The sequence below is a fragment of the Blattabacterium cuenoti genome, from assembly GCF_014252095.1.
Classification (GTDB): Bacteria; Bacteroidota; Bacteroidia; order Flavobacteriales; family Blattabacteriaceae; genus Blattabacterium; species Blattabacterium cuenoti_F.
Window position 1 is genome coordinate 260,636 of sequence record NZ_CP059210.1, and the last position, 12,130, is coordinate 272,765.

The 12,130-nt window shown below is 28.9% G+C and carries 10 protein-coding genes; all 10 read left to right on the forward strand.

Annotation, left to right across the window (positions count from 1 at the left end):
• Nucleotides 1-12: 12 nt before the first annotated feature.
• The 10 genes from H0H45_RS01250 to ftsA all read left to right on the forward strand — a co-directional run bounded on the left by H0H45_RS01250 (nt 13) and on the right by ftsA (nt 12,129).
• On the forward strand, nt 13-357 hold the full coding sequence (locus H0H45_RS01250) for an FtsL-like putative cell division protein (protein WP_185866798.1): 345 nt from the start codon (nt 13-15) through the stop codon (nt 355-357).
• The gene (locus H0H45_RS01255) at nt 354-2,339 is read left to right on the forward strand and encodes a penicillin-binding protein (RefSeq protein ID WP_185866799.1); all 1,986 of its coding nucleotides are present in this window, start codon (nt 354-356) and stop codon (nt 2,337-2,339) included. The genes H0H45_RS01250 and H0H45_RS01255 overlap by 4 nt, the downstream gene beginning before the upstream one ends.
• A complete protein-coding gene (locus H0H45_RS01260) occupies nt 2,336-3,808 on the forward strand; it encodes a UDP-N-acetylmuramoyl-L-alanyl-D-glutamate--2,6-diaminopimelate ligase (RefSeq protein WP_185866800.1) in 1,473 nt (490 codons plus the stop codon). Before H0H45_RS01255 ends, H0H45_RS01260 begins: the two co-directional genes overlap by 4 nt.
• 12 nt (nt 3,809-3,820) lie before the next feature.
• Nucleotides 3,821-4,984: a phospho-N-acetylmuramoyl-pentapeptide-transferase gene (gene mraY / locus H0H45_RS01265; RefSeq protein WP_238785243.1), complete on the forward strand. Its 1,164-nt coding sequence runs from the start codon at nt 3,821-3,823 to the stop codon at nt 4,982-4,984.
• Between the two features lie 13 nt (nt 4,985-4,997).
• On the forward strand, nt 4,998-6,401 hold the full coding sequence (gene murD / locus H0H45_RS01270; protein WP_185866801.1) for a UDP-N-acetylmuramoyl-L-alanine--D-glutamate ligase: 1,404 nt from the start codon (nt 4,998-5,000) through the stop codon (nt 6,399-6,401).
• Nucleotides 6,355-7,539, forward strand: a complete 1,185-nt coding sequence (locus H0H45_RS01275; protein WP_185866802.1) for an FtsW/RodA/SpoVE family cell cycle protein — start codon at nt 6,355-6,357, stop codon at nt 7,537-7,539. The genes murD and H0H45_RS01275 overlap by 47 nt, the downstream gene beginning before the upstream one ends.
• On the forward strand, nt 7,536-8,636 hold the full coding sequence (gene murG, locus H0H45_RS01280; protein ID WP_185866803.1) for an undecaprenyldiphospho-muramoylpentapeptide beta-N-acetylglucosaminyltransferase: 1,101 nt from the start codon (nt 7,536-7,538) through the stop codon (nt 8,634-8,636). Before H0H45_RS01275 ends, murG begins: the two co-directional genes overlap by 4 nt.
• A 6-nt stretch (nt 8,637-8,642) precedes the next feature.
• Nucleotides 8,643-10,025, forward strand: coding sequence for a UDP-N-acetylmuramate--L-alanine ligase (gene murC, locus H0H45_RS01285; RefSeq protein WP_185866804.1), 1,383 nt, complete (start codon nt 8,643-8,645; stop codon nt 10,023-10,025).
• Between the two features lie 123 nt (nt 10,026-10,148).
• Nucleotides 10,149-10,748: a cell division protein FtsQ/DivIB gene (locus H0H45_RS01290; RefSeq protein WP_238785248.1), complete on the forward strand. Its 600-nt coding sequence runs from the start codon at nt 10,149-10,151 to the stop codon at nt 10,746-10,748.
• 4 nt (nt 10,749-10,752) lie between these two features.
• Nucleotides 10,753-12,129: a cell division protein FtsA gene (gene ftsA / locus H0H45_RS01295; RefSeq protein ID WP_185866806.1), complete on the forward strand. Its 1,377-nt coding sequence runs from the start codon at nt 10,753-10,755 to the stop codon at nt 12,127-12,129.
• Nucleotide 12,130 lies beyond the last annotated feature (1 nt).

Here is a 12,130-nt window from a genome sequence, read left to right on the forward strand (position 1 = left end):
ATCATCTATCAAATGAAAACCAATTTTTCTATCAAAGACATCCTGAAAGGAAAATTTTTAGTGAAAAAAGATGCATATCGTAGTTGGAATTTTATTGTTTTTATTACTATTCTATCTTTAATCAGCATTACTAGTTCACACATGATGGATAGAAAAATTAGAAAAATAACGAAAATTAGTGAAGAAATAAAGGAATTGAAATCTGAATATGCAGATATACACAGTAAATATATGCAAATGCAATTAGCATCTGTTTTAAATAAACTAGTAAATATTAATGGGTTAAAATATTTAGATGAACCCCCATACGAATTAATTTTAGAAGAAAAAAAAGAGATGGATACAAGAAAAAAATGATGAAAAGAAAAAGATATATTTTATTATATAAATCTTACTTGATTGGTTTTTTTTTCATCTCTATTGCAGCACTAATTATTTTTAATTTATTTCATATTCAAAATTCTTCAGAAGGATACCAAAAATCTGTTATAGAAAAAACAATTAGAACTAATTTAATTAAGGCGAAACGTGGAAATATTTATGCTGCAGATAACAGTCTTTTAGCTATGTCTATCATTAGGTATGATATTCATATTGATTTTAGATCTATCTCAGATAAATTATTTCAAGAAAATATTTCTTTGTTGTGCAATTCTTTGGAGTCTTTTTTCAAAAAACCAAGATCTTTTTTTTATAAAAAGTTTCAATACGAAAAAAAAAAGGGAAATAGATATTTCTTATTAGCCAAAAATTTAGATTATCCTCATTTAAAAGCATTACGAAATTTTCCCATTTTTAATAAAGGACAAATAAAAGGAGGTTTTATCGTAGAAAAGAAAACATGCAGAGTTCATATACTAGAAAATATTGGAAAAAGAACATTAGGATACGATGATCATAGAGGAAAAGCTGGATTAGAAGGAGCTTATAGTAAATTTCTTAAAGGAAAAGATGGAAAACGATTAGAACAACGTATTAGCTCTAAAATATGGAAACCCTTAAATTCAGGAAATGAAATTGATCCAGAAGATGGAAAAGATGTCTATTCGACTATTGATATCTATTTACAAGATATAGCTTATCATGCTCTACTTCAAGAGTTATCCATTTCTCATGCAGATCACGGATGTGTCATTCTCATGGAGGTCAAAAGTGGAGAAATTTTGGCGATGATCAATCTGGAAAAAACAAAAAAAAATACTTATGAAGATTTAAGAAATTTCTCTGTATGGGAAGGAAGTGAACCTGGATCTACTTTCAAAACCATGGCGATTCTTGCAGCTTTAGAAGACAAAAAAATAGACATCAACATGATTGTGAATACTAAAGGTGGAGTTCTTAAATTGAGAGGAAAAAAAATCCGCGATAGTCATTACAAAGGATATGGAGAAATGAATCCAAAACAGATTTTGGAACTTTCTTCAAACGTAGGAATAGCAAAAATTATTTATGATAATTACAAAGAAAATCCAAAAAAATTCGTAGAACACTTGTGCAAATGGAAATTAGATAAAAAAATAGGGATAGACATTCCAGGTGAAAGCCAGCCATTCATCCCAAAACCTGGAAAAGAAAATTGGAGTAGTATTACGTTGCCATGGATGACTTTTGGATATAATATAAAACTAACTCCTTTACAAATTCTCACTTTTTATAACGCTATTGCCAACCAAGGAAAAATGATTAAACCTATTTTCATTAGAGAAATGAAATTCCATGGAAGAAGTATCAAAAAATATACAACTCCTATTGTTATGAATCCTTCTATAGCTGCAAAAGAATCTCTAAAAAAAATTCAGAATATGTTAGAAGGAGTCGTAAAAAATGGAACCGCAAAAAAATATTATCATCCAGAATATCCTTATGCAGGAAAAACAGGAACTACACAATTAGATTATTGGATAAAAGGAAAACCTTTATCTTACAATAGTTCTTTTGTAGGATATTTTCCTGCTAATAATCCAAAATATTCTTGTATTGTGGTCATTTCAAGACCAGAAAAAGGATATTACGGAATAGAAGTAGCCGTTCCTGTGTTTGATCAAATAGCTAGATCTATCTATCCAAGAATAGGAAAGAAAACACTTTGTAAAAAAAAAGTGGATATTGATTGGATTAAAAAAATTAAAGAATCCACCAACTATTCTTTCAACTATTTTTTTGATAAAGGGATTATGCCAAATATTATTTCTGTTCCGGGAAAAGACATTATTCCTATTTTGGAAAATAGAGGTTTAAATATACAATATCAAGGGATAGGAAAAGTTATTACTCAATCCGTAAAACCAGGAAATAAGTTGAAAAAAAATCAAATTATATTTCTGAAACTAGAAGAATGAAAAAAATATTAAAATATCTTCTAAAAAAAGTACATGTATTAGAAATTATAGGAAATCTTAAAAAATGGATAAAAGGGATTTCTATATGTTCTCAATTGGTAGAAATAGATACGATATTTTTTGCTAAAAAAGGAAAAAAAACAGATGGACATCAATTTATTACGGAGGCTATACAAAAAGGAGCTAATACGGTAGTTTGTGAAAAAAAACCTGTTCTCCTTCATAAAGAGATCACCTATGTAATTGTAAAAAATTCGATGGATGCTTTAGGAACTATTTCTTCTAACTTTTATGATCATCCTACAAAAAAAATAAAATTAGTAGGCATTACAGGAACGAATGGAAAAACATCTGTGGCCACTATGCTTCACCATTTATTTTATAAAATGGGAGAAAAAAGTATTCTTATTTCTACCATGGGAATTCAAATTCTATCTCAGGAATTTCCTACAAAACATACTACCCCAAGTATTGTTGATATTAATAAATATTTAAATTTATCAATACAAAAAGGATGTAAATATGCATTTATGGAAGTGAGTTCACATGGAATTCATCAAAAAAGAATTGCAGGGTTATTATTTACAGGGGGTATATTGACTAATATTACCCATGATCATTTAGATTATCATAAATCTTTTGAAGATTATCTATCAACTAAAAAATCTTTTTTTGAAAATTTTTTGCCTAAAAATGCTTTTGCCTTAATTAATTCTGATGATCCAAATTCACACAAAATCATAAGACATGTTTCGGCTAAAACTTATTTTTATGGGTTGAAAAAAAAAGCAGATTACAGGATAAAAATCCTGAAAAAACATCTCCATGGAAACCAATTGCTAATTGATGGGTACAAATTTTTCACTTTTTTAATTGGAGAATTTAATGTTTCCAATCTTTTGGCTTGCTACGCTACAGCTATATTATTGGGAAAAAAAAAAGAGGAAATCTTGAAAACAATAAATACTATTCAACCTATAAAAGGACGTTTTGAACAATTTATATCCTATTCAGGAATTCGGATAATTGTAGATTACGCTCACAATCCAGATGGAATTAAGAACCTTTTAAAAGCCATTCAGGAAATAAAAAAACAGGAGGGAAGATTAATTTGTATAATAGGTTGTGGAGGAAATAGAGATAAAGAAAAACGTTCTTTAATGGGAAAAATAGTTTATGAAACATGTGATTTATCTATTTTTACCTCAGATAATCCTAGAGAAGAGGATCCAGAAAAAATATTAATAGATATGAAGAATTTTAGATCCTATCTAAATAAAGAGAAAGAGGATATTTTAACTATCGTTAACAGAAAAGAAGCTATTCGAACAGCCATTAGAATGGCCAGAGAAAAAGATATTATTGTCATAGCAGGAAAAGGACACGAAAATTATCAAGAAATTCGAGGAAAACGTTATCCTTTTGACGATATAAAAATTGCTAAAACCTTATTTTCTGAATTTTCTTAGATATATGATCATATGGTTTTTTTAAATAATTCCAGTCTTTCTTTTCCGCTATTTTTTAGAGCTGGAGTATCTTTCATTTTATCTATTTGTATAGCCTTGTTTTTTTATAAAGTCATTATCTTATGGAATCAAAAAAAAAACAGGATAGGAGAACAGGTCAGAGATCTTGGACTTACTGGACAAAAAGAAAAAGAAGGAACTCCAACAATGGGAGGAGTTATTATTATAGTTTCCACATTAATTCCTACGATTTTTTTTTCTACATTGAGTAATGTATATGTAATTATTCTTATCATCACCACATTATGGATGGGGGGGCTTGGATTTATCGATGATTACATCAAAATCAAATATAATAAACATGGACTTAGTGCCATTTGGAAAATATCATGTCAAATAATCTTAGGCATTTTTATCGGAAGTACAATGTATTTTCATAAAAATATCACGACCATTTCGTGCAAAAATTTATATGTCAAACCACCTGATTCCGTAACAGTAGAAAAACATGGTTTTAAAACGACCTTACCTATTATTAGAAATGAATTTGATTACGCTAATATTTTACATAATGAGAAATGGAAAAAATATGCCTGGATTATTTTTATTCCTATCGTCATTCTTTTTATTACTTCATTGTCCAATGGCGCTAATCTTACAGATGGAATTGATGGTTTAACAGCTGGAGTTTCTTCTATCATTTTGGGAACCTTGTCTTTGTTCTCTTTAATTTCTAGTAATAAAATTTTCTCTTCTTATCTTCACTTTATCTATATTCCTGATCTAGGAGAGATTGTGATATTCTCTTTTTCTTTTTTAGGATCCTTAATGGGATTTCTATGGTTTAATAGCTATCCAGCGCAAATTTTTATGGGAGACACCGGGAGTTTAACTATAGGGGGAATAATAGCTACATTAGCTATTATAACTAGAAAAGAATTAATCCTACCCATTCTATGTGGTATTTTTTTTATAGAAAATATTTCTGTCATAGTACAAGTTTTTTATTTTAGATTCTCCAAAAAAAAATATGGAATAGGAAAAAGAATCTTTCTGATGGCTCCTTTACACCATCATTTTCAAAAAATAGGTTATCATGAAAGTAAGATCGTTAATCGTTTTTTTATCATACAAATGATGCTTTCTATGGTGGTCTTGATTTTGTTAATTCTATAATTAATTTCTTAATATGGAAAAGAATAAAAATTTAATAGTGGTATTGGGTGGAGGAGAAAGCGGAGTCGGAGCCGCTTTATTAGCTAAGAAAATGGGGTTAAAAATTTTTTTATCTGATTCTGGAATTATTCCAAATAAATACAAGAAAATTTTGTCAAAAAATAGAATTCCTTTTGAGGAAAAAGGACATACAGAAAGTCTCATCTTTCAAAAAGCTATTAAAGTGATCAAAAGTCCTGGAATTTCTAGACAAGATCCATTAATCAAGAAAATTAATTTTTTGAATATTCCCATGGTTTCTGAATTAGAATTCGGAAAAAATTATTTGAAAAACCCCTATATTATTTCCATTACAGGAAGTAATGGAAAAACCACTACAAGTTACATAGTATATAAAATACTTCAAGAAGAAGGATTTCATGTAGAGATAGCAGGAAATATAGGTCGTAGTTTTTCACGAGAAGTTTTAAAAAAAAAAGAGGTTTATGTATTAGAAGTGAGTAGCTTTCAACTGGATGATTGCTTCAATTTTCGTTCAAATATAGCCGTTTTATTAAACATCACAAGAGACCATTTAGATAGATATCATAATGATATTGAAAGTTACATATCTTCTAAATTTAGAATTGGTACTCAGCAGAATAAGGAAGATATTTTTATTTATAATCATGATGATCCTCTCATCAGAACAGGATTTCAAAAATATCCCATTTTGTCCAATTGTATTCCTTTTTCTATTCAGGAAGAATTATGCGTAGGCGCATATCTGAAAGAGAAGAAGATATTTATTCGTAATAAATTTAATCAAGAAAGATGTCTTTTACATGTAGACAAAATTCCTTTAAAAGGAGATCATAATCTCTATAATATATTGGCTTCATTACTCGTTTCCGTAACATTAAATGTTCGAAATTCATCTATGATCCATCCTATATTAGGATTGAAACCTATAGAGCATAGGATGGAAAAAGTACTAAATATTAATGGAGTCCAATTTATTAATGATTCTAAAGCCACTAATGTGAATGCGGTCTTTTATGCATTGAAAAGTATGAAAGCTCCTACAATATGGATTGCAGGAGGAAAGGATAAAGGGAATGATTATAGAGAGATCCTCCCCTTGGTTAAAGAAAAAGTCAAAGCCATAATTTTTTTAGGAAAAAAGAATAAGAACTTTATAAGTTTTTTTCGAAATGTCATTGATATTATTTTGGAAACGAACTGCCTTAAAAAGGCAGTTCGTTTGGCTTACATTTTATCTATTCATGGAGATAACATTTTGTTATCTCCTGCATGTTCTAGTTTTGATCTTTTCCAAGATTATAAGGAAAGAGGTCTTAGATTTAAACAAGAAGTCAGAAAACTTTTCTATGAATATGAAAAAAATAGATATTTTGAGATATCTAAAAGGAGATAAATATTTATGGGCTTTCATTACTTTATTAGCTCTATTTTCTTTTTTACCTGTATACTCAGCGAGTACTAATTTAGTTAGTACATATGGAGAAACGAATACCGTATTCGGTTATTTATTCAAACATGCCCTTTTTTTGTTAGTGGGTTTTTGTATTCTTTTTTTTACTCAGTTTATAGACTATAAATATTTTTATCGTATGTCTATACTTTCAATCCCTATAGTCTCTATTTTACTTATTTTCACAATTATTCAGGGAAAAGAACTAGATGGAGTTAATGCTTCTCGTTGGTTACATATCCCTATTATTAATATATCTTTTCAAACTTCCAGTATTGCTGGATTAGTTTTGTTTATTTACTGTGCTAGATATTTAGCTCAAAAAAAGAAAGAACGCATGAACTTGATTCACTCATTTTTTCCCTTAATTTTTCCCATATTTTTGATTATTGGACTTATATTTCCCGCTAATGGTTCTACCGCGGTTCTTGTTTTTATTTCAGTTTTAATTATTCTTTTTATAGGAGGATATCCATTTACTGGAGTAATAGGAATTTTATTTATGGGAATCCTAGCAGCAGGAATATACATTTATTCTGTCATAAAATGGGGAGATAAAAATCCCATGAATAGGGTTTATACATGGAAAAGTCGTATCGAAAATTTTTTGGATCATGATTCTGAAGAAAGTTATCAAATGAAACAATCTAAAACAGCTATTTTTTTAGGAAAAAAGTTTGGTCGTGGACCTGGAAAAAGCGTTCTGAAAGCTTTTCTTCCACAATCTTCTTCAGACTTTATTTATGCAATTATTATAGAAGAATATGGATCTATTGGAGGGATTTTACTCCTGTTTATTTATATTCTTATTTTGTTGAGAATTATGGTTATTTCTACGAAAATACAAAATTATTTTTGTTCTTTGTTGGTTCTTTCTGTTGGTTTTCCTATTATTAATCAAGCACTTATTAATATGGGAATAGCTGTTGGTTTATTTCCTGTGACAGGACAAACTTTACCATTAATTAGCGCTGGAGGAACTTCTATGTGGGTGACTTTTTTTAGTTTTGGGATCATCTTAAGTGTTAGCAGAATCATATATGATACTCCTGATTACATGGAAAAAAGAAATTCATCATGAAAAAACCTAGAATAATTATTGGTAGTGGAGGCACTGGAGGGCATATTTATCCAGGTATAGCTATAGCCGATGAATTGAGAAACCAGATTCCAGAAGTGAATATTTTATTTATTGGATCCAGGAAGCACATGGAAATGCAAGAAATCCCGAAATTTGGATATCCAATTGAAGGAATTTATATTTCAGGAGGAAAAGATAAATTGTTTTCTATAGCAGGATTTTTTTTATCTATGGAACTGATATATAGCTTTTTTTTAGTAAAGAAAATTTTAGAAAAATTTTCTCCGGATATAGTTATTGGAACAGGAGGATACGTTAGTTTTCCAACTTTATATGCTGCAGAAAAAAAGAAAATTCCTATTCTACTTCAAGAACAAAATTCTTTTCCTGGATTTACCAATAGAATATTTTCTCGTTATGCTAAAAAAATATGTATTGCTTATGAAGAAGCTAAAAAATATTTTCCAAAAGAAAAAACTATCATCACTGGAAATCCCGTTAGATCCGGAATATTACAAAAATTACCCAGTAGAGATCAGGCTTGTATTCATTTAGGATTGAAAGTGAATCGACCTATTATTTTATCTATAGGAGGAAGTCAAGGATCTAATAGTATTAATAAAGCTTGGATAGAAGGGTTAAAAAAAATGATTCATTTAGATCTACAACTGATTTGGCAAATAGGAAAAGCAGATATTCATAATATCAAGAAAAATAGGATTTCTCATCATCATAATTTCCTTTTAATGGAGTTTATTGAAAATCTTCCGATATGTTATGCAGCAGCAGATATCATTGTATCTAGAGCTGGGGCCTTAACTATATCAGAAATATGTTTAATAGGAAAACCTTATATTTTAATTCCTTTTCCTTGGTCCTCAGATGACCATCAAAATAAAAATGCTAAAATATTAGCTGATAAAGAAGCTGCTTTGATCATTAAAAATGAGGAAGTAGAGAAAAAATTAGTGAATTCTATTATAGAACTACTTAATGATTGTAGAAGAAAAAAAAAAATGAGTAGGAATATTTTAAAATTAGGAAAACCTAAAGCAACGAACGATATTGTCAACGAAATTTTAAAGATTATTAATTAGATTATTATGAATCTAAATCAAATTGAGTCTTTTTATTTTCTAGGAATAGGAGGAATTGGAATGAGTTCCTTAGCTCTATATTTTCATTACATGGGAAAAAAAGTTTCTGGATATGATAGATCTAGAACCATGATCACAAAAAAATTAGAAAACGAGGGCGTATTGATCAACTATCATGATAAAACAGAATTTTTGCCTGAATGGATCCATTCTACACGATGTTTAATTGTTTATACCCCGGCTATTCCAGATAATCATAAACAATGGAGGTTTTTGAAAAAATATGGAAAAAATATAAAAAAACGTTCTCAGGTATTAGCTTTAATTACAGAAAATAAAATTTGTATAGCTATAGGAGGAACACATGGAAAAACCACTACTGGTATTTTCCTAGGACATATCTTACATAGTACTGGAAAAAAGGTTACGGCTTTTTTAGGAGGGATCTCTGAAAATTATCAATCTAATCTTATTTTGAATCATGGTACGGAAATCTTCTTGGTAGAAGCAGATGAATTTGACCACTCTTTTTTACATTTATCTCCGAATATAGCATGTATTACGTGTTTAGATCAAGATCATGTAGATACTTATCCAAAAAAAGAAGCCTTGATACAGGCTTATATAGATTTTTCAAAGAAAATCAAAAGTCCATATAAAAAACTATTCCTTAGTAGGAAAAAGAAAGGAGAATCTTTTCTGTCTAAAAATGCTATCTATTTTTCGGTAGAAAAAGAAGAAAATTATTATTCCAATCATCTTTTGATCAAAGAAAATCAATGGTTTTTTGATTTTCATACTCCGAAAGAAACCTGGAAATCTCTTCCATTACCTATTCCAGGTTTACATAATTTAAAAAATGTCACTGCGGCTTTAGCTATATCTGACTATTTGAAGATAAAAGAGAAAGATATTCGAAAATCCTTATTTTTATTTAAAGGAATTAAAAGAAGGTACTCCATCCATTATAAATCTATAAAAAAAATATATATAGATGATTATGCTCATCATCCTACAGAAATTAACGCCTTAATTAGCACTATAAGAACATGTTTTCCGGATAAAAAAATATTAGGAATATTTCAACCCCATTTATTTAGTAGGACAAAATTCTTTGAAGAAGATTTTGCAAAAAGTTTAGAAAAATTGGACCTTCTAATTTTATTAAATATTTATCCAGCTAGGGAATTCCCAATTAAGGGAGTTAGTTCTAATAGTTTATTAGATAAAATAAAAATGAATTCTAAAAATAAAGAATTGGTCCCTTTATCCAAAGTTTTAGAAAAAATTAAAAAAAAAAATTTTGACATTCTCCTGACAATAGGAGCGGGAAATATTGATACCTTGATCCTTCCTATCAAAAAATGGTTATATAAACGATATGGATAAATGAGAAAAAAGAAAATAGTCTTTATTTCTATTTTATTATTATATATGATTTTTATGATATTCTTTTTTTATTTTTCTCAAAAAACACATAAAAATAGGAACTTTGAAAAGCTCAATATCATCATGGATCCCTTATCTAAGGATCATTTTGTCAATGAAGAAATTATTAATCAACTTCTAAAAATAGAAAAAATTGAAAAAACAATCGGTCAATTATGTATATTCACAATGGAAAAAAAATTAAACAATTACCCTTTTATAAAAAAATCGGAAGTATTTCTTAGTGTAGATGGGACTCTAAATATTAAAATTTGGCAAAAAGAACCTATTTTAAGAATAAAAAATGGAAATAAAGAATATTACCTGACTAAAGAAGGGGAAAATTTAGAACTTTCTTCTATTTATTCTTCAAAAGTTCTTTTAGCAAAAGGATTCTTTTCAAAGGAAGAAAAAAAACATTTAGCTGATTTAGTCCAAACCATAAATTCTGATGAATTCTTCAAAAATCAAATTATTAGTATAAAAAAAACGGTTCCTAACTTATTTATTTTGATTTCTAAAATAGGAAATCATCATATTATATTAGGAAATATCAAAGATTTTAAAAGTAAATTGAATAAATTAAAAGCTTTTTATAAGCAGTATCTAAATAAAATCGATATGAATCAATATCAAAGTATTGATTTACAATATAAGGACCAAGTAGTCGCAAAAAAAAGATAAGTCTATGGAATATCAAGATATAGCTATTGGTCTTGATGTGGGGACCACGAAGATTGTAGCTATGGTAGGAAGGAGAAATGAATATAATAAAATTGAGATTTTAGGCATAGGGAAATCTAAAAGTACTGGTGTACATAGAGGGGTGGTCAACAATATTACTCAGACTATTGAATCTATTCGAGAAGCCGTATCTGAGGCTGAACGAAGTTCAGGATTAAAAATCAAAGAAGTTATTGTTGGTATTGCTGGACAACATATTAGAAGTCTACAACATAATGATTATATTACTCGATTAGATTTCGAAAATGTGATTAATCAGAAAGATATACAAAAATTAATAGATCAAGTCCATAAACTAGTTATGCTTCCAGGAGAAGAAATCATTCATGTTCTTCCACAGGAATATAAGGTGGATAGTCAATCAGAAATAGGAGAACCTATAGGAATGTATGGAAGTCGTTTAGAAGCTAATTTTCATGTAGTTGTAGGACAAATTTCTTCTATTAGAAATATTGGAAGATGTGTAAAAGCTGCAGGATTGAATTTATCGGGAATGACATTAGAACCTTTAGCCTCTGCAGAGGCTGTATTAAATACGGAAGAAAGGGAAGCCGGGGTCGCCTTAGTAGACATAGGAGGAGGGACTACGGATATTGCTATATTTAAAGACAATATTATTCGTCACACTGCCGTCATTCCTTTTGGAGGAAATGTAATCACGGAAAATATTAAAACGGATTGTTTAATTATTGAACGACAAGCAGAATTACTTAAATTAAAATTTGGATCTGCATGGCCTGGAGAAAATAAAGAAACAGAAATTGTTTGCATTCCTGGATTAAGAGGTCGTGACCCTAAGGAAATTTCCTTGAAACGTCTTTCTCAAATTATTCATACTAGGGTATGTGAAATTTTAGAACAAGTCAATATAGAAATAAAACATTATGGAAATGAAGAACAAAAAAAAAGACTTATAGCAGGAATAGTGATGACAGGAGGCGGATCTCAACTAAAACACATTCGTCCTTTAACAGAATATATCACTGGAATGGATGTACGTATAGGTTATTCTAATGAACATATTTCTGGAGGAGAAAATGGCGTGATCAGTAATCCAGAATACGCAACGTCTATAGGTTTAGTTATAAAGGGAATTGAGGATCAGAAAAAATATTTTTTTACAGAAATGGGGTCTAGATATGAGGAAAAAAATACTTCCGAATTATTCTCAACCCAATTATACAATAAAAATCGTAGATTCAATAAGGAAATATATTATGAGAATGAGGATTCTTTAAAAAAGAAGAAAAAAACTAAATCTAAATCTTTTTTTGAAATTTGGGCAGATAAGTTTCGTCAAATACTGAATGATACAGAATAAT

Coding starts and splice junctions, on each gene's coding strand:
- H0H45_RS01250 (WP_185866798.1), top strand. CDS start 13: ATGAAAACCAATTTTTCTATCAAAGACATCCTGAAAGGAAAATTTTTA.
- H0H45_RS01255 (WP_185866799.1), top strand. CDS start 354: ATGATGAAAAGAAAAAGATATATTTTATTATATAAATCTTACTTGATT.
- H0H45_RS01260 (WP_185866800.1), top strand. CDS start 2,336: ATGAAAAAAATATTAAAATATCTTCTAAAAAAAGTACATGTATTAGAA.
- mraY (WP_238785243.1), top strand. CDS start 3,821: ATGGTTTTTTTAAATAATTCCAGTCTTTCTTTTCCGCTATTTTTTAGA.
- murD (WP_185866801.1), top strand. CDS start 4,998: ATGGAAAAGAATAAAAATTTAATAGTGGTATTGGGTGGAGGAGAAAGC.
- H0H45_RS01275 (WP_185866802.1), top strand. CDS start 6,355: ATGAATATGAAAAAAATAGATATTTTGAGATATCTAAAAGGAGATAAA.
- murG (WP_185866803.1), top strand. CDS start 7,536: ATGAAAAAACCTAGAATAATTATTGGTAGTGGAGGCACTGGAGGGCAT.
- murC (WP_185866804.1), top strand. CDS start 8,643: ATGAATCTAAATCAAATTGAGTCTTTTTATTTTCTAGGAATAGGAGGA.
- H0H45_RS01290 (WP_238785248.1), top strand. CDS start 10,149: ATGGATCCCTTATCTAAGGATCATTTTGTCAATGAAGAAATTATTAAT.
- ftsA (WP_185866806.1), top strand. CDS start 10,753: ATGGAATATCAAGATATAGCTATTGGTCTTGATGTGGGGACCACGAAG.